Origin of the sequence: Sanguibacter biliveldensis (assembly GCF_033798665.1) — a bacterium.
In the GTDB taxonomy this organism is placed as follows: domain Bacteria; phylum Actinomycetota; class Actinomycetes; order Actinomycetales; family Cellulomonadaceae; genus Sanguibacter; species Sanguibacter inulinus.
On record NZ_CP138359.1, the window covers coordinates 2,335,204 to 2,352,757 of the forward strand.

The window sequence follows — 17,554 nt, forward strand, 5'->3', positions numbered from 1 at the left end:
GCTTCCTGGGGACTCGTCCGGGCTCAGGGCCGCGGACAGCTCCCGCGGTCAGGCCGGAGGAGACACCGCGAGTATATCGACCACGTAGACGAGGGTCTCGGACGCGAGCTCGTTGCCGCTCGGGCCGAAGGCCAGGCCAGGCGGGACGACGAGCATGACCTCGCTGCCGACGGGCAGGTCGACAAGACCCTCGTCGAAGCCCTCGATCAGCTGGTCGGTGCCGAGCGTGACGGTCTGGGGCAGGCGACCCTCCCCCCAGGTCGTGTCGAAGACCTCACCCGTCGACCACTTCACGGCGACGAATTGGATGACGACCTGCTGGCCGCTCGCCACCTGCCCACCCGTGCCGCGGATGATCTGGCGCACGACAGGCTCGGCAGGCGGCTCGGTCCCCTCGGGGATGGTCACCGTGGGGACGCCACCCTCACCGTGCTCGACGCTCGGCAGACCGGCCTCGGGGTCGCTGATGTCACCCGAGGCGCTCGTCGGCAAGATGTCGATCGTCGAGACGAGCGGCGTGCCGTCGGTCGCTGCGGCGTACATGATGCGCGCCCCGACGGAGTGCCCCTCGAGGACCGTGTAGAGCTCGGAGCCGATCGAGTCGGGGGTCATGAGGTAGGCGGCCGGCACAGACGCGAAGTCGTCCCGGACGACGCTGCCGTCGGTCCCGCTCACCGTGTACACGCGGAGCAGGACGGGTCCTCCGTCGACCAACGGGTCGCCGGCGCCTTCCCAGACGACCTCTTCGACGGGGTCCGAGAGTGTCAGCGGGGCCTGGAAGTCGAGCGTGGGGACGGTGCCGCCGGTCCCGGTGACACCGATCGTCGGCTCGGCGGTCGGGACGGGTGCCGGGGCCTCGTCGTCGCCGGGTCCGCAGGCCGTGAGTGCGAGCACGAGGGCGAGGGCCGGCGCCGCCCAGGCGGTACGGATCCTGGACGTGGTGCTGCGGCGGTGGTCTCGGGGCATCCCGTCATCGTATCGAGCGGTCGTGGAGGACTCGTGGAGCACGCCTGCCCAGACGGCTGCGGCGGACGTGGCTCCCCTCACATGCTCTCGATGAGCCTGTCGACCCTCTCGTCGACGCTCTGGAACGGGTCCTTGCACAGCACGGTGCGCTGCGCCTGGTCGTTGAGCTTGAGGTGCACCCAGTCGACCGTGTAGTCGCGCTTGGCCTCCTGAGCCTTGCGGACGAACTCGCCGCGCAGCCTGGCCCGGGTGGTCTGCGGCGGGACGGCCGTCGACTCGAGCACCTCCACGTCGCTCGTCACGCGCTCGACCAGTCCACGTGCGGCCAGCAGGTTGTACAGTCCCTCGGTGCGCGAGATGTCGTGGTACGCCAGGTCGAGCCGTGCGATGCGAGGATCGGTCAACTCAAGGGAGTGCTTCTCCTGGTAGCGGCGGATGAGCCTGTGCTTGATCACCCAGTCGAGCTCGCGCTCGACGCTCGTGAGATCACCCGACTGGAGCGCGAGCAGCCCGCGCTCCCAGAGGTCGAAGACCTTGCGGTCGGTCTCGGAGATCTCCCCCGACGCCTCGACGAAGTCGCGGACCCGCACGAGATATTCCTGCTGGAGGTCGATCGCAGTGACGGTCCGGCCCGAAGCCAGCGTGACGGGCGCCTTGCCCGTCATGTCGTGGCTGATCTCACGGATGGCACGCATGGGGTTCTCGAGCGCCATGTCGCGCATCGGCACGCCGGCCTCGATCATGCGCAGCACCATGTCGGTCGCGCCGACCTTGAGCATCGCCGTGGGCTCGGCCATCGTCGAGTCGCCGACGATCACGTGCAGGCGCCTGTACAGCTCGGCGTCGGCGTGCGGCTCGTCGCGGGTGTTGATGATGGGCCGCGACCGGGTGGTCGCGCTCGACACCGACTCCCAGATGTGGTCGGCCCGCTGGGACAGGCAGAAGGTCGCGCCGCCCGGGGTGGGGAGGATCTTGCCGGCACCGGTGAGGACCTGCCGGGTGATGAGGAAGGGCACGAGGATGTCAGCCAGGCGCGTGAAGTCCCCCTGCCGGCGCACGAGGTAGTTCTCGTGGCAGCCGTAGGAGTTGCCGGCCGAGTCGGTGTTGTTCTTGAACAGGTGGATCGAGCCCGGGATGCCCTCGACCTCGAGGCGCTGCTGGGCGTCCGCCACGAGCCCTTCGAGGATGCGCTCCCCGCCGCGGTCGTAGGTGATGAGCTGGCGGATGTCGTCGCACTCGGCCGTCGCGTACTCGGGGTGCGAGCCGACGTCCAGGTAGAGCCTGGAACCGTTGCGCAGGAACACGTTCGAGGACCGGCCCCACGCGACCACCTTGCGGAACAGGTAGCGGGCCACCTCGTCCGCGGAGAGTCCCTGCTGGCCTGCGGGCGCTGCGCAGGTGATGCCGTACTCGGTCTCGAGGCCGAAGATCCTGCGGGTGCTCATGCGGGGTCTCCTGAGGGGTCGGTCGTGGGAGCCGGTCCGGCCGGTTCTGATGAATCAGGCCCAGCACCTGCCGGGAGGGACGCCTCGACCGCCAGGAGGTTGTCGAGCACGTCGCCCGAGAGCCTGCGGAAGGCACGGCGCGGTCGGCTGCGGTCGAGCACCGCGACCTCGAGGTGAGCAGCGGGGATCTCGCGGGGCTCACCGTCAGGGGCAGCAGGCCCGCCGAGCACCTCGCGCACGAGCACGAGGACCTCGGCCAGGGTCAGACCCGGGCGCCAGCGCTCGGACATCGCTGTCCCGAGCTGCTCGGCCTGCCCGCCCATCACGACGAACCCGTGCTCGTCGGCCACCGACCCGTCGTAGGAGAGCCTGTAGATCTGGTCGTGCTCGGAGGTCGTCCCCACCTGGGCGACGACGATCTCGACCTCGAGGGGTTTCGACTCTGTCGTGAACACCGTGCCGAGCGTCTGGGCGTAGGCGTTGGCGAGGCCGCGCGCGTCGACGTCCGAGCGGTCGTAGGAGTAGCCGCGCAGGTCTGCGTACCTGACACCGGCGACCCGCAGGTTCTCGAACTCGTTGTACTTGCCGACGGCCGCGAAGGCGATGCGGTCGTAGATCTCGGAGATCTTGTGCAGCGCACGCGAGGGGTTCTCGGTCGCGAAGGCGATGCCACCCTCGTAGGCGGCGACGACGACAGACCTGCCGCGGGCGATGCCCTTGCGGGCGTAGTCCGCGCGGTCCTTCATCAGCTGCTCGGGCGAGACGTAGAACGGCATGCTCATCGCAGGTCTCCTCCGAGCGATCCGTGGCGGGTGCGCGACGAGCGGGCCTGCCTGGTCCGCTCGAGCGAGATGTCGTCGACGACGCTCTCGAGCTCGTCGTCTGCCAGACGCAGGTACCCCGCCTCGCTGACCGTGGCGACCACGGGCCAGATCTGGCGGACCGCGTCGGGTCCCCCGGTGGCCGAGTCGTCGTCGGCGGCGTCGAAGAGCGCCTCCACGACCACCCGCACGGCGCCCTGGGCGTCGAGACCGGGCCGCCACAGCTTCTTCAGGGCCCCCCGGGCGAACACCGAGCCCGACCCCACGCTGTGGTGGTCGAGCTCTTCGTACCGTCCACCGGTGACGTCGTAGGAGAAGATGCGGCCGCGACGCGCGACGAGGTCAAAACCTGCGAAGAGCGGCACGACGGCGAGGCCCTGCATCGCGAGCCCTAGGTTGCCGCGGATCATGGTCGACAGGCGGTTCGCCTTGCCGTCGAGGGAGAGCAGCGTGCCCTCGATCTTCTCGTAGTGCTCGAGCTCGAGCTGGAACAGCCTGACGAGCTCGAGGGCGAGCCCGGCGGTCCCCGCGATCCCGACGGCCGAGTACTCGTCCGCAGGGAACACCTTCTCGATCTCGCGGTGCGCGATCATCGAGCCGGCGGTCGCGCGGCGGTCCCCGGCCATGACGACGCCGCCCTCGAAGGACGCGGCGACGATGGTCGTCCCGTGAGGCGCTGGCGGCGCAGTACCTGACGGGAGCGTGCGCGACGACGGCAGGAGCGAAGGGTCGTGCGCGGCGAGGAACTCGACGAAGGACGAGCTGCCCGGCGTCATGAACGAGCTCGGGAGCCGTGCAGGGTGCTCAGCCGTCATGGCGGGTCACTGCCCACCCTTCTGCACAAATCCACGGACGAAGGACTCGGCGTTCGTCTCGAGCACGTCGTCGATCTCGTCGAGCAGCGCGTCGACCTCAGCGTCGCGCGCCTGGGCCGCCGCGGGGGCTGGCGCCGGTGCTGCGTCGTCGGGCTCGCGGTCCTGCGGCGAGTGCTGCTGGCGTTCCTGGCCGGCCATGTGGTCCTCCTTGCCTCAGTGCGTCACCCCGAGGGCGTCGACAGACTCCCATCTCACCACATCAGCGCGTCCGACGAGCGGCGAGTCCACAGGTGGCGTCGCAGGTCGGCGGCTCAGCCGAGCAGCGCGGCGAGGAACTCCTCGGCGTCGGGCCGCTCGGCGAACAGCCGGCCGACGTGCTGCTCGGTGCCACGCCACGGGTCCATCATCGGGACCCGCTGCAGGGACGGGGACCCGGGCAGGTCGAAGATGACGGAGTCCCAGCTCGCCGCCGAGACCATCGCGGGGAAGCGCGCCATGACCTCTCCGCGGAAGTAGGCGCGGGTGTCCGTCGGCGGGTGTGCGACCGCAGCCATGACCGACTCCTCCGTGACGAGGCGCTCGACTGCGCCCTTGGCGAGCAGGCGGTGGTAGATGCTGCGCTCGGGGCGCACGTCCGACCACTGCAGGTCCATCGCACGCAGCCGGGGGTGGTCCCAGGCGAGGTTGTCGCGTCGGCGCAGGCCTTCGAGCAGACGCAGCTTCGCGACCCACTCGACGTCGCGGGCGCACGACGCCCTGTCGGTGACGAGCCGGTCCAGGACGCTGCCCCAGCGGTCGAGCACGTCGTCGGTCACGGTGTCACCAGAGCCGAGGGCCTCGACACCCGCCCTCACCACCTCGAGGTAGGCGTGCTGGAGCGCGACGGCCGTCATCCGCCGACCGTCCGCGAGCTCGAGCCCGTAGCCGAGCTCGAGGTCGCGGCTCACCTGCGAGACCGCGGCGACGGGGTCGCGGAGGCGCAGCGCGGCGAGCGCGGCCTGCGCGCCGGGGATCTCGTCCAGGTGCTCGAGCACCCACAGGACAGCCGACGTCGTGCCGAGCTTGAGGTACGTCGCGGTCTCGAAGAGGTTCGCGTCTCCGATGATCAGGTGCAGACGGCGCCATCGGCTGCGGTCTGCGTGCGGCTCGTCGCGGGTGTTGACGATCGGGCGTCGCAGCGTCGTCTCGAGGCCGACCTCGGCCTCCATGTAGTCCGCGCGCTGCGACATCTGGAAGCCGGCCTCCTGGCCGACGGGCCCCAGCCCCACACGACCGGAGCCTGTGAACACAGTGCGCGTGACGAGGAAGGTGGTCAGCAGCTCGGTGATGATGCCGAAGGGGACCTGACGGTCGACGAGATAGTTCTCGTGGGTGCCGTAGCTCGCGCCCTTGCCGTCGACGTTGTTCTTGTACAGCTGGAGGTCGACCCCCATGTGCGCGGCGACCTCGCGGGCGGCGGCGACCATGACGCGCTCCCCCGCCACGTCCCAGCGCACGCCGTCGAGAGGGTTGGTGACCTCGGGCGAGGAGTACTCGGGGTGCGCGTGGTCGACGTACAGCCTGGCGCCGTTGGTGAGGATCGCGTTCGCTGCGCTCGGGTCGTCGTAGGCCTCGGTGGTCGGACGCTCGATGCTCTGGACCTGCGCCTCGCCCGCGGTGGGGCCCGACGGCGCGGGGCGGCTGGGGTCGTCGGTGAGCAGCGACGGGTGCGCCGAGGCCCGGCGCACGTGGAAGCCCCGGGCGTCGAGCAAGGGGTCTTCGTCGTCGTAGTCCCACCGTGCCCTCGAGCGGGCCGAGGAGCTGATCGCCCTGTAGGCGGTCACCACCTGGCTCGACATGAGCATCGGGTTGGCCATCGGGTTGCCCTGCTGGAGGACGCCGTACTCGGTCTCGATCCCCATCACGCGTCGCACAGTCACGCGACCAACCCTAGCCCCGGCACGCAGGTCAGGGGTGCCGGGGCCAGGGTCGGCGCGCTACAGGTACTGCCCGGTGCTCGTCGCCGTCTCGATGGTCCGGCCGGCAGCCGTGCGACCCGAGCCGTTCTTGTCCTGGACGATCGTGCGGATGAAGACGATGCGCTCGCCCTTCTTGCCCGAGATCCGCGCCCAGTCGTCGGGGTTGGTGGTGTTGGGCAGGTCTTCGTTCTCCTTGAACTCGTCGACGCAGGCCGTCACCAGGTGCTCCACGCGGATGCCGCGCTGCCCGGTCGCGAGGAAGTCCTTGATCGCCGACTTCTTCGCCCTGTCGACGATGTTCTGGATCATCGCGCCGGAGTTGAAGTCCTTGAAGTACAGCGTCTCCTTGTCCCCGGAGGCATAGGTCACCTCGAGGAACTGGTTCTCCTCGGTGTCGGCGTACATCCGCTCGACGACCCGCTGGATCATGCCGTCGACCACGGCCGCCGTGTCGCCCTGGTGCTCGGCGAGGTCGTCCGCGTGGATCGGAAGGTCGCTCGTGAGGTACTTCGCGAAGATCTCGCGGGCACCCTCAGGGTCGGGCCTCTCGATCTTGATCTTCACGTCGAGGCGGCCGGGGCGCAGGATCGCCGGGTCGATCATGTCCTCACGGTTGGACGCCCCGATGACGATGACGTTGTCGAGACGCTCGACGCCGTCGATCTCGCTCAGCAGCTGCGGGACGATCGTCGTCTCGACGTCCGAGGACAGCCCCGTCCCGCGGGTGCGGAACAGCGACTCCATCTCGTCGAAGAACACCACGACCGGGTAGCCCTGCGAGGCCTTCTCGCGAGCACGGGAGAAGATCAGCCGGATGTGCCGCTCGGTCTCCCCCACGTACTTGTTGAGCAGCTCGGGGCCCTTGACGTTGAGGAAATAGCTCTTCGCCTGGTTGGCGGTCTCGACGATCGCCGGGACACCGTCGACCGGGCCGTCTGCCGCTGCGGCCGCCGCGCGTCGTGCCACGGCTGCAGCGAGGGAGTTGGCGACAGCCTTGGCGATGAGCGTCTTGCCGCAGCCGGGCGGGCCGTAGAGCAAGATGCCCTTGGGCGGGCGCAGCCCGTGCTCGCGGAAGAGGTCGGGGTGGTTGAAGGGCAGCTCGACGGCGTCGCGGATCTGCTCGATCTGCGGCCCGAGACCGCCGATGTCGCTGTAGTCGATGTCCGGGACCTCTTCGAGCACGAGGTCTTCGACCTCGGCCTTCGGGATGCGCTCGTAGACGAAGCCCGACCGCGTGTCGACGGTGAGCGCGTCGCCCGCGCGCAGCGGCGCGCCCACGAGCGACCCGGCGAGACGCACGACCCGCTCCTCGTCCGAGCGGCCGACCACGAGGGCTCGGCCGTCGTCGAGCAGCTCTTTGACGGTCACGATCTCGCCGACGGGCTCGTACCCGCCGGCGGCCACGACGACGAAGGCCTCGTTGAGGCTGACCTCCTGGCCGGGGCGCAGCTGCGAGAGGTCGACCGACGGGCTGGCGCCGACGTGCATCTTGCGCCCCGCAGACATGACGTCGAGGGTGCCGTCGCCGTGCTCCTCCAGGAACACCGCGAAGGTGCCCGGAGGCTTCGCGAACTCCTCGATCTGCTGCTGGAGCTCGACGATCTTGCCGCGGGCCTCGCCGAGCACCTGGGCCAGGCGCTCGTTCTGCGCAGAGAGCACGGCAAGACGTCGGGCGGTGTCCTCAGGTGTGCTCCGGGGGGTGTCGGGTGTCGAGTCGCTCATGCTGAGCCCCTTCCGCTGCGTGAGGTCCGACGATGTCACAGATCGTCGTCGTGCGCCCCTGTGTCCGCGGGGACGTCCTGTGACGATCCGGTCACGCCGCTCTCGGCGGCAGCCGCGGTGACGTCACGACGGACCCTGCGGACCTTCTTGTCCGAGACGGCACGCTCACCGAGGTCCTCGGCGCTCCACTCCTCCTCGACGACAGGGTAGGAGCCCTTGGACGGGCGGCGACGCCGCACGGGCGCGTCGATGCCGTCAGCCATCCGGCGGGTGGTCAGCAAGAAGCCCGTGTGCCCGACCATGCGGTGCTGGGGTCTGACGGCGAGTCCTTCGAGGTGCCAGCCGCGCACCATCGTCTCCCACGCCTCGGGCTCGGTGAAGCGGCCGTCGTCGCGGAGGTCTTCGGCGAGGCGGGACAGCTGGGTGGTCGTCGCGACGTAGCAGACGAGGACACCGCCGGGCGCGAGCGCACCCGCGACGGCCTCGAGGTTCTCCCACGGGGCGAGCATGTCGAGGACCACGCGGTCGACCGAGCCGGGCTCGGCGACCGTCGGGAGGACGTCGGAGAGGTCGCCGATCGAGAGCTCCCACGCGGGGTGCGGGGCGCCGAAGAACAGCTCGACGTTCGCTCGGGCGATGTCGGCGAAGTCCTCGCGACGCTCGATCGAGTGCAGCGAGCCGCCGTCGCCGACAGCACGGAGCAGCGACAGGGTCAGCGCCCCGGAGCCGACCCCGGCCTCGATCACCCGCGCACCGGGGTAGATGTCGGCCATCGCGACGATCTGGCCCGCGTCCTTGGGGTAGACCACCGCGGCGCCGCGCGGCATGGAGAGCGTGTAGTCGCTCAGCAGGGGGCGCAGGGCGAGGTACTCGATCCCCGAGGTGGTCGTGACGACCGATCCCTCGGTCTGGCCGATGATCTCGTCGTGCTGGAAGTACCCGCGGTGCGTGTGGAAGGCAGCTCCCGCGGTGAGGGTGATGGTGTGCAGACGGCCGCGCGGGTCCGTCAGCTGGACACGGTCCCCCGGGCGGAACGGACCGCGGCGGACCTGGGCTCCGGTCGGTTCAGGACGCCCGGTGGCGCTGGTCCCGGCGGGGACGGCGGTCGGTGCGCCAGGCGCGGAGGGGGCGGAGGTGCTCGGTGCGGCGGGGCTCAGTTCGTCGGTCACAACGCGCCAGTCTAGATCGCGCGGGCGACGTCCGTGGCGTAGAGGGCACCGACGACGTGCTCGCCGAGGACGAGGATGCACACCGGGGCGTGCGGGGCGGCGCGCAGGACCGCCGAGAACAGCTGCTCCCCCGCGAGGGCCGCGTCGACCACGGCGACCGTCGGCAGGGCGACGGAGACCGACCAGACGGGCGCCGTCGCGGCGGCGTTCTCCGGGACGTCTGCGAGGGCGAGATGGTCGACGAGCCCGACGGGCTGTCCTGTCGCGACCCCCGCCGTCGGCTGTGGCCCGGCCACGAGGACGAGCTGGACCTGGGCGTCGTCGCCGCCGAGGTCCTCGGCGATCTGGCGGGCCTGCGCGACGGTGACGTCCGCACTCACGGCGACCGCGGGACGAGCCAGCAGGCGCGGGTCGAGGGCGTCGATCTTCGCGCGGCGGCGGCTCTGGGCCAGCGCCGCCGAGGCCGAGCTCCACATGAACGAACCGATGAGCGCGGCCCACACGACCATGAGGAGCTCGACGCGGCGACCGCTCAGGCTGGGGACCGCGATGGCTGCTGCGACGAGGGCGACCGCGAGGACCCGCCCCGTCCAGGCCGCGACGACGGTGCCGCGCAGCCGCGAGCCGGTGACAGCCCAGACGAGCGCCTCGGTGACCTGCCCGCCGTCGAGCGGGAGCCCGGGCAGCAGGTTGAAGATCGCGACGGCGGCGTTGGCGTAGGCGGAGACGTAGAGGAGCAGGGCGACCGACGACGACCCGGCCTGTGCCTGGTAGCCGAACCAGGCGAGCCCGGCGAGGACGACGTTGGTGAGCGGGCCGACCACGGCGATGACCGCTGAGCTGCGGGGCGTGGACCTCGTGTCCGTGTAGGCCGTGTGCCCGCCCCAGAGCGTGAGGGCGAGCTCTTGGACGACCATGCCGTGGGCGCGCGCCGCGAGGGCGTGCGCGAGCTCGTGCAAGAACACCGACACCATGAGCATGACGACCACGACGAAGGCACCCAGGAGGGTCTGCGACCCGAGCTCGGGGCTCACCGTCCGGACCGTCGGGACGAACAGCAGCGTGAGGACCCCGACCATGACCAGGGCAGAGGGCTTGAGCAGGACCGGTGCTCCCGCGATCCGGCCGACGACCCATCCTGTGCTCTTGTCCACAGGCGTCACCCTACGTGCCACCGCTGTCGGTGACGCACCCTAGGCTCGTCTCCATGCAGCACTCGGTCACTCCCCCAGCACTCCCGTCCGCCGTCGGCACCGCTCCGGTCGACGGACAAGCCGTCGTGCCTGCTGCGGACGGGGTGGTCGCCGAGGTCATCCGGTCCCCGCGCCGGCCAGGGCTCTCGCCGTCGCGTGCCAACGACTTCATGCAGTGCCCGCTGCTGTTCAGGTTCCGCGTGGTCGACAAGCTCCCCGAGCCGCCCAGCTCTGCCGCAGCACGCGGGACCCTGGTGCACTCGGTCCTCGAGAGGCTCTACGACGCACCTCTCGGCGAGCGGACCGTCGAGCTCGCGCAGGGCATGATCCCGGGCGAGTGGGACAGGCTCCGCGAGGCGTCACCTGAGTACGCGGAGCTCTTCACCGACGCCGCTGCGCTCGACACCTGGCTCGACAGCGCCGGCCGGCTGGTCTCGACATACTTCACCCTCGAAGACCCGAACAGGCTCGAGCCGGAGTCGCGCGAGATGTTCGTGGAGTCCCAGCTCGACGGCGGGCCGCTGATGCGGGGCATCGTCGACCGCGTCGACGTGGCCCCGAACGGCGCCGTGCGGGTGGTCGACTACAAGTCTGGCAAGTCTCCCCGGCCGGGGTACGAGAGCTCAGCGGTGTTCCAGATGCGGTTCTACGGTCTGGTCCTGTGGCGCGAGCGCGGCGAGATGCCCAAGATGCTCCAGCTCGTCTACCTGGGCGACGGGCAGGTGCTGCGCAGCGAGCCGACCGAGCGTGAGCTGCTCGCGACCGAGCAGAAGGTGCGGACGATCTGGTCGAGCATCGAGACCGCCGCGACCACCGGGACCTGGGCACCGCGTCGGTCCAAGCTGTGCGGGTGGTGCGCGCACCAGAGCATCTGCCCCGAGTTCGGCGGGACGCCGCCCGAGATCGACCCGGACGCCGTCGAGCGCGCGACAGGTGTGCGCCCGGCCGCCTGACAGCGCGGCCGGGATGGGTCCCGGGCCAGGTCGAGACCAGCGAGAATCGAGGACCAGGCCGGTCCCCGATCAGAACGGGACGGGCCGGGTGCCAGACCAGGTCTGTCACCCCTCCAGCCCCGGTCAGCCGAGGCGCGGTGCCAGCGTGCGCTCAGGCTCGAGAGGCAGTCTCGGGCACGCCGATCTCGTCGATGACCTCACCGGCTGCGAGCCGACCGAGGGTCTCGAGCGTGAGCGAGCGCAGAGACCGGATGCGGCTCAGCCCGGGCTGCGGCTCGACGGGCACCATGACCTCGATGCCGACGGTCGGTGCGCCTGATGCGAGACCCGACGCGATGCCGGACGGAGAGTCTTCGACCACGACGCAGTCCTCGATGCGGACCCCGAGCATCTGCGCGGCCCGCAGGTAGGCCTCGGGGTCGGGCTTGCCGCGAGCGACCTCGTCACCCGTCACGATCACGTCGAAGGTGCCCTCGGCAGCCTGCGCGACGAAGGCGTCAGCGAAGGACCTGTAGGACATGGTCACGAGAGCGCACGGGATGCCAGCAGCCCGGACCGACGCCAGGGTCTCGACGGCGCCGTCCTGCCACGGGACCTCGATCTTCACCTGGGCGATCACCCGTGAGATGAGGTACTCGATGATCTCCGGGACCTCCAGGCGCACACCGGCGCGCTGCATGATCGCCGCAGAGTCGACGAGGGCACGTCCGACCAGCTGCAGACCGTCCTCGTGCGTCCACGGGACGCCGTGCTCACGGGTGAGCTCACCCTCGGCCGCCATCCAGTACGGCTCGGAGTTGATGAGCGTGCCGTCCATGTCCCACAGGACGGCCGCGGGCAGCACGACCTCGCTGCCGGCAGCGTCACGGGCCTCGGCGGAGGCCTCCGCGATGTCAGACGTGGCGGAGGTCGCAGACGTGGAGGCAGCTGCGGACGGGGCGGCGGCAGGCGCGGGGACAGGACTCAGATCAGGTGAGGGGGGCACCCGTCCATCGTATCGGCGGTCTCTGGGTGGGGTGGCCCTGAGCAGCACGGGTCGGGTGGTCCGGGCGGGTCAGCCTGGGCAGGCTGGTCGGTCCGGGCGGGCTGGGCGGCGGCCGGCGCGGTCCTGGCGGCGCGGGCCAACTACGCTGGTGGGATGACGGACGAGACCCCCTCCGAGGCCACCCCCGACACCGGCGACGCGAGCCCTGCAGAAGACGCCATCATGTTCGCGGCCTTCGAGGGCTGGAACGACGCCGGCAGCGCTGCGAGCTCGGCCCTGCTGCACCTCATCGACGTGTGGGGCGCCGAGAAGATCGACGAGCTAGACCCTGAGGAGTACCACGACTTCCAGGAGAACCGGCCGATGGTCTCGACCGCGGCCGACGGCACCCGGCACCTCGCCTGGCCGACGACCACGATCTCGGTCGTCGAGCCGCCCATGACCCGCCGCCGGGTGGTCCTGGTCCACGGGATCGAGCCGTCGCTGCGCTGGAAGTCCTACTGCACCGAGCTGCTCGAGATCGCCCAGAGCCTCGGTGTGACGACAGTCGTGACCCTCGGCGCGCTGCTCGCCGACGTGCCGCACACCCGGCCGATCCCGGTGTCGGTGACCTCCGACGACCCGGCTGTCCAGCACCTGCTCGAGGTCGAGGCGAACACCTACGAGGGTCCGACGGGGATCGTCGGGGTGCTGCACAGCGCCGCGCACGAGGCCGGCTTCCACTCGCTCAGCGTGTGGGCCGCCGTGCCGCACTACGTCGCGCACCCACCGTCGCCCAAGGCCACGGCGGCGATCCTCGGACGTCTCGAGGCCTTCCTCGCCGAGCCCGTCGCCCTCAAGGACCTCGAGGAAGACGCGGAGGCGTGGCAGAACGGTGTCGACAAGCTCATGACCGAGGACACCGAGATCGCGGAGTACGTGAAGCAGCTCGAAGAGGCGAAGGACACCGCCGAGCTTCCCGAGGCGAGCGGCGAGGCGATCGCGCGGGAGTTCGAGCAGTACCTCAAGCGACGCGACAAGGATCTCTGAGCGACGTCCCTCGCGGGGAGCAGCAGCTCCTCACGCAGGGAGTGACGCATAGACGCCACGAGCCGGGACCCAGAGGCGGGTCCCGGCTCGTCGTCTGTCCGCGTCAGTTATCCAGCGGTGACCTCGTGCGGCGATGTCGTCGTTCGGCGATGTCGTCGTTCGGCGATGACGTCGTGCGGCGCGTCAGAGCCGGACGCCGAGCAGCGCGTTGACCGCTCGTGAGATCACTCCGGGCGCGCCCTCGACAGGCTCGGCGGTGCCGGCGAGCGACAGCTCGGCCCACCTGTCGACGGCGGCCAGCGCGCGGGGCGCGTCGAGGTCGTCCGCCAGCGCCGCGCGGATCTCCGCGAGCGTCGCGTCGGCGTCGGGGCCGCCGTTGCCCGAGACAGCCGAGCGCCACGTCTCGAAACGCTGCACACCCTCGGTGAGGCTCGCGTCGGTCCACTCCCAGTCGGAGCGGTAGTGGTGGGCGAGAAGAGCGAGACGGATGGCCATCGGCTCGACGCCCTCGGCGCGCAGGCGCGACACGAACACGAGGTTGCCGCGAGACTTGCTCATCTTCTCGCCCTGGTAGGCGACGAGCCCGGCGTGGACGTGCGTGGCCGCACCGGCTCCGTGGACCTCGCCGTCGCCGATGAGGCGGGCGTGCGACGTGCTCATCTCGTGGTGCGGGAACAGCAGGTCGGAACCACCGCCCTGGACGTCGAAGGGCAGCCCGAGCCCTGCACGAGCGATCACGGCACACTCGATGTGCCACCCAGGGCGCCCGGTCCCGAGGCTCCCGGCCTCCCAGGCCGGCTCGCCCGGACGCTCACGGCGCCACAGCAGCGGGTCGAGGGCGTTGCGCTTGCCGGCACGCTCGGGGTCGCCCCCGCGCTCGGCGAAGAGCTCGAGCATCGTCGCCTCGTCGAGGCGTGACACCTGGCCGAAGGCGCTGTCGGCGGTCACGTCGGCGTAGACGTCTCCGAGCTCGGGGGCGTCGCCGCCCGCGCCGTCCTCGAGCGGCACCCTGTACGCGGCTCCGGCAGCGACGAGCTCTTCGACCGCGGCGGCCACCGGCGGAATGGTCTCGACGGCCCCGAGGTACACGTCAGGGGGGATCACGCCGAGCGCCGTCATGTCCTCGGCGAAGAGCGCAGTCTGCTCGACGGCGAGGTCGCGCCAGTCGACACCTGTCGCCGTCGCACGCTCGAGCAGCGGGTCGTCGACGTCGGTGACGTTGGACGCGTAGGTGACGTCCTGACCGGCGTCGCGCCACGCCCGCCCGAGGAGGTCGAAGGCGACATAGGTGGCGGCGTGCCCGATGTGGGTCGCGTCATAGGGGGTGATGCCGCAGACGTACAGCGACGCCGACGGCCCCTGCGAGGCGACGACCAGCCGGCCGGTCGAGCTGTCGTGGACGCGGACGACGTCGCCGCGGCCGGGGAGTTCGGGGATCTGTGGGGCAGGCCAGGTGAGCACGGTCCAACAGTATCCCGAGCCGGGCACCCCCAGGCGCCCGCCCGCTGGGTGTGCGGTCGGTCCCGTACGACGTCGCCGACCGGGCGCGCGCCGCGCCGTGCGTGGTCCAGAATGCAGGCATGGTCAGCCCACAGCCCCCGGTCTCCGTCCGTCGCACCGTCGAGCGCGTCTCCGACGGCTGGCACGAGACCACACCCGGCTCGGCCGTCGCCCGCGCCGAGGCGCGATGGTTCGTGGTCGAGGACGGCGCCGACGTGCTCGACGCTGCCGAGGAGCACGGTCTGGACGTCTCCGAGATCCGGGCGCGCCTCGCACGGATCGGCCGTGGTCCGTCGAGCGTGGCACCCCGGGTCGTCCGGGTGAACGACCACGCCCTCTACGTCGTGGTCCCGACAGCCGCCTACGACGACGAGCAGGTGACCACAGGCCGTCTCGTGCTCTTCGCCACAGGCACCGTGCTCTACTCGGCCGAGTCAGGCTCTGCAGGGGTCACGGACAAGGTCGTCGAGCGGCTCGGAGAGCAGCGCGCCCTCAAGGGTCGCGGTGCTCTCCCGGTGCTGGCAGCGATGCTCGTCGAGCTGGTGGCCGGTGCGTCAGACGTCGAGCTCGCGCTCGGCGACGCCGTCGCGCACCTCGAGCAGGTGGCCTTCCGTCTGGACGAGGACCCGCTCCCCCGGCTCTACAACCTCAAGCGCGAGATCTCCGAGGCGCGTCGAGCTCTGCTCCCGCTCTCGGTCGAGCTGCCGGACCTCGGGGACGACCGCACGACGGTGTCGACCGAGCCGCTGCGCCTCGACCGCCAGCTGCTCGAGCGACTCACGGCGCACGCGGAGCGGATCGACCAGCACCTCGAGAGCCACGACAGCCTGCTCTCGGACATGCTCACAGTCCGGCTGTCGCTCGTGTCCGTGCGGCAGAACGAAGACATGCGCAAGATCTCCGCGTGGGCCGCCATCGCCGCGGTCCCCACCCTGGTAGCCGGGATCTACGGCATGAACTTCGAGCACATGCCCGAGCTCGCGTGGACGTGGGGCTATCCGGGTGTGCTCGTCGGCATGGTCGGGATCTGCGTCGGCCTGCACCGCGCCTTCAAGCACAACGGGTGGCTCTGACCCCCACGCTCACCTTCAGGCTCAGACGCCGCCCTGGGCGGTCAGCACACCGGCGAGGAGCAGCACGACGACCACCACGGCGAGCCCGATGCGGTAGTACACGAAGGGCTTGTAGCTGAAGGTCGAGACGATCTTGAGGAACACGATGATCACCAGGTAGCCGACGACGAAGGCGACCAGCGTCGCGAGCAGCGTCGCCCCCGCTCCCGGGGCGCCGGCCGAGCCGATCTCGCCCGAGGAGCTGAAGAGCTTGTAGAGCCCCGAACCGAGGACCGCCGGGATGGCGAGCAAGAAGGAGTACCGGGCAGCGGCCTCGCGGGAGTAGCCCATGAGGAGCCCGGCGGTGATGGTGCCACCGGACCTCGAGACACCCGGGACGAGGGCCATCGCCTGCGCGAGACCGAAGTACAGCGCGTGGCGCGGGGTCAGCTCGTCAAGGGTCCGCGTCTTGCGGCCGACCTTGTCGGCCCAGCCGAGGATCACACCGAAGACCACGAGCATCAGTGCGATGAGGTAGAGGTTGCGGAAGTTCTGGTCGATCGCGCTCTCGAGCAGCAGACCGAGGACCACGATGGGGATCGACCCCAGGCCGATGAACCAGCCCATCCGTGCGTCGTGGTTCTGCGACCCCATGCGCTCGCGCCAGCCCGTGCCGTCCGCCCCGCGCAACGCCTTCCACCAGGCAGTGCAGATGGTGACGATATCGCGCCTGAAGTACAGCAGGACCGCGGACTCCGTGCCGATCTGGGTGATCGCCGTGAAGGCCGCCCCCGGGTCGTTGGAGCCGATGAGGTCGCCGACGATGCGCAGGTGCGCGCTCGAGGAGACGGGCAGGAACTCGGTGAGGCCCTGGACGAGTCCGAGGACGAGTGCTTCGATCGCGTTCACGTCGAGACACGTTACCCGCACCCTGGCCCTGCGAGGTGCCCGGCCACGTAGTCTGCGGGGATGGAGAACCGCCGCCTCGGTCGCACAGGCCTGCACGTGTCCGCCCTCGGACTGGGCACGATGACCTGGGGGCGTGAGACCGACGCCCAGGACGCCGCAGTGCAGCTCCGCGACTTCACCGACGCCGGTGGGACCCTCGTCGACACCGCAGGCTCCTACGCCGACGGCGCCAGCGAGGAGATCCTCGGGGCTCTCCTCGGCTCGGCCGTCCACCGCGACGACCTCGTCCTGTGCACCAAGGGCGGGCTGCGCCAGACAGCGCGCGGGACCGTCGTCGACTCCTCGCGCAGGGCTCTGCTGACCGACCTCGACGCGTCTCTCGCGCGGCTCGGGACCGACCACGTGGACATGTTCCTCGTGCAGGCGCCCGACCTCGGCACACCCCTCGACGAGACCGTCGACGCGCTCTCCCACGCCGTCACCTCAGGCCGGGCGCTGTACGTCGGGCTCTCGAACCACAGCGCGTGGCACACCGGGTACGTCGCCGGGCGGTTCTCGCAGGCCGACGGGGTCACTCTCGCCGCCGTCGAGGTCGAGCACTCGCTGCTCGCCCGCGCCCTCGAGGACGACATCGTGCCCGCAGCACAGGCGCTGGGTGTCGGCGTGATCGGGTGGTCGGCCCTGGGCCGCGGGGTCCTCACCGGCAAGTATCGCGGTGGTGTCCCCGCGGGGTCGCGCGGTGCGTCGGCTCAGCTGGCCGGCTTCGTGGAGCCGTACCTGGGCGAGGCGGCGTCGTCGGTCGTCGACGCCGTGTGCACGGCAGCGGCAGGCCTCGGGCGGGAGCCTCTCGAGGTGGCCCTGGCGTGGTTGCTCGACCGGGACTACCTGGCGTCAGCCGTCGTCGGAGCGCGCACACCGGGTCAGCTCCGGGCCGCGCTCGGGGCTGTCGACCTCGTGCTGCCGCCCGCGGTGAGCCTTGCGCTCGACGACGTCAGCGCAGGAGATCGGGAGTCAGCCCGCGCCTGACCCGGGTCGAC

16 protein-coding genes are annotated in these 17,554 nt (G+C 70.8%); 4 read left to right on the forward strand and 12 right to left on the reverse strand.

The window, feature by feature from the left end; genetic code table 11:
• Positions 1 to 48 precede the first annotated feature (48 nt).
• The 9 genes from SANBI_RS10185 to SANBI_RS10225 all read right to left on the reverse strand — a co-directional run bounded on the left by SANBI_RS10185 (position 49) and on the right by SANBI_RS10225 (position 10,050).
• Entirely contained in the window at positions 49 to 966 is a 918-nt protein-coding gene (locus tag SANBI_RS10185; RefSeq protein ID WP_319154686.1) for an FKBP-type peptidyl-prolyl cis-trans isomerase, read from the reverse strand.
• 77 nt (positions 967 to 1,043) lie between these two features.
• On the reverse strand, positions 1,044 to 2,411 hold the full coding sequence (gene pafA / locus SANBI_RS10190; RefSeq protein ID WP_056133556.1) for a Pup--protein ligase: 1,368 nt from the start codon (positions 2,409 to 2,411) through the stop codon (positions 1,044 to 1,046).
• On the reverse strand, positions 2,408 to 3,193 hold the full coding sequence (gene prcA / locus SANBI_RS10195) for a proteasome subunit alpha (protein WP_319154689.1): 786 nt from the start codon (positions 3,191 to 3,193) through the stop codon (positions 2,408 to 2,410). The genes pafA and prcA overlap by 4 nt, the downstream gene beginning before the upstream one ends.
• The gene (gene prcB, locus SANBI_RS10200; protein ID WP_319154692.1) at positions 3,190 to 4,047 is read right to left on the reverse strand and encodes a proteasome subunit beta; all 858 of its coding nucleotides are present in this window, start codon (positions 4,045 to 4,047) and stop codon (positions 3,190 to 3,192) included. The genes prcA and prcB overlap by 4 nt, the downstream gene beginning before the upstream one ends.
• Positions 4,048 to 4,053: 6 nt before the next feature.
• Positions 4,054 to 4,245, reverse strand: coding sequence for a ubiquitin-like protein Pup (locus SANBI_RS10205; RefSeq protein WP_056133564.1), 192 nt, complete (start codon positions 4,243 to 4,245; stop codon positions 4,054 to 4,056).
• Positions 4,246 to 4,358: 113 nt separating this feature from the next.
• Entirely contained in the window at positions 4,359 to 5,948 is a 1,590-nt protein-coding gene (dop, locus tag SANBI_RS10210) for a depupylase/deamidase Dop (RefSeq protein WP_319161251.1), read from the reverse strand.
• 75 nt (positions 5,949 to 6,023) lie between these two features.
• Positions 6,024 to 7,727 (reverse strand): proteasome ATPase, encoded by a 1,704-nt coding sequence (gene arc / locus SANBI_RS10215; RefSeq protein WP_319154695.1) that lies wholly within the window; start codon positions 7,725 to 7,727, stop codon positions 6,024 to 6,026.
• A gap of 35 nt (positions 7,728 to 7,762) precedes the next feature.
• Positions 7,763 to 8,896 (reverse strand): class I SAM-dependent methyltransferase, encoded by a 1,134-nt coding sequence (locus tag SANBI_RS10220; RefSeq protein ID WP_319154697.1) that lies wholly within the window; start codon positions 8,894 to 8,896, stop codon positions 7,763 to 7,765.
• 11 nt (positions 8,897 to 8,907) lie between these two features.
• Positions 8,908 to 10,050: a site-2 protease family protein gene (locus SANBI_RS10225; RefSeq protein ID WP_319154699.1), complete on the reverse strand. Its 1,143-nt coding sequence runs from the start codon at positions 10,048 to 10,050 to the stop codon at positions 8,908 to 8,910.
• A 53-nt stretch (positions 10,051 to 10,103) separates the two neighbouring features.
• Between SANBI_RS10225 and SANBI_RS10230 the strand changes: the two genes are divergently transcribed.
• Positions 10,104 to 11,042, forward strand: a complete 939-nt coding sequence (locus SANBI_RS10230; protein WP_319154702.1) for a RecB family exonuclease — start codon at positions 10,104 to 10,106, stop codon at positions 11,040 to 11,042.
• A 151-nt stretch (positions 11,043 to 11,193) separates the two neighbouring features.
• Here the strand turns inward: SANBI_RS10230 and SANBI_RS10235 are convergent, their stop codons facing one another.
• Positions 11,194 to 12,027: an HAD family hydrolase gene (locus tag SANBI_RS10235; RefSeq protein ID WP_319154705.1), complete on the reverse strand. Its 834-nt coding sequence runs from the start codon at positions 12,025 to 12,027 to the stop codon at positions 11,194 to 11,196.
• Positions 12,028 to 12,180: 153 nt separating this feature from the next.
• Here SANBI_RS10235 and SANBI_RS10240 point away from each other — a divergent pair, with 153 nt between their 5' ends.
• Entirely contained in the window at positions 12,181 to 13,056 is an 876-nt protein-coding gene (locus tag SANBI_RS10240; RefSeq protein ID WP_319154707.1) for a PAC2 family protein, read from the forward strand.
• 183 nt (positions 13,057 to 13,239) lie between these two features.
• Here SANBI_RS10240 and mshC read toward each other — a convergent pair whose 3' ends face one another.
• Positions 13,240 to 14,517 carry a cysteine--1-D-myo-inosityl 2-amino-2-deoxy-alpha-D-glucopyranoside ligase gene (gene mshC / locus SANBI_RS10245; RefSeq protein WP_319154709.1) on the reverse strand — a complete coding sequence of 426 codons (1,278 nt, stop codon included), beginning with the start codon at positions 14,515 to 14,517 and terminating at the stop codon, positions 13,240 to 13,242.
• A 119-nt stretch (positions 14,518 to 14,636) separates the two neighbouring features.
• On the opposite strand from mshC, the gene SANBI_RS10250 reads away from it, so the two are divergent.
• A complete protein-coding gene (locus tag SANBI_RS10250; protein ID WP_319154711.1) occupies positions 14,637 to 15,629 on the forward strand; it encodes a magnesium and cobalt transport protein CorA in 993 nt (330 codons plus the stop codon).
• 21 nt (positions 15,630 to 15,650) lie between these two features.
• On the opposite strand, the gene SANBI_RS10255 is transcribed toward SANBI_RS10250, so the two are convergent.
• Positions 15,651 to 16,517: an undecaprenyl-diphosphate phosphatase gene (locus SANBI_RS10255; protein WP_179912718.1), complete on the reverse strand. Its 867-nt coding sequence runs from the start codon at positions 16,515 to 16,517 to the stop codon at positions 15,651 to 15,653.
• A gap of 60 nt (positions 16,518 to 16,577) precedes the next feature.
• Here SANBI_RS10255 and SANBI_RS10260 point away from each other — a divergent pair, with 60 nt between their 5' ends.
• A complete protein-coding gene (locus SANBI_RS10260; protein WP_319154715.1) occupies positions 16,578 to 17,543 on the forward strand; it encodes an aldo/keto reductase in 966 nt (321 codons plus the stop codon).
• The last annotated feature ends 11 nt before the right edge of the window (positions 17,544 to 17,554 follow it).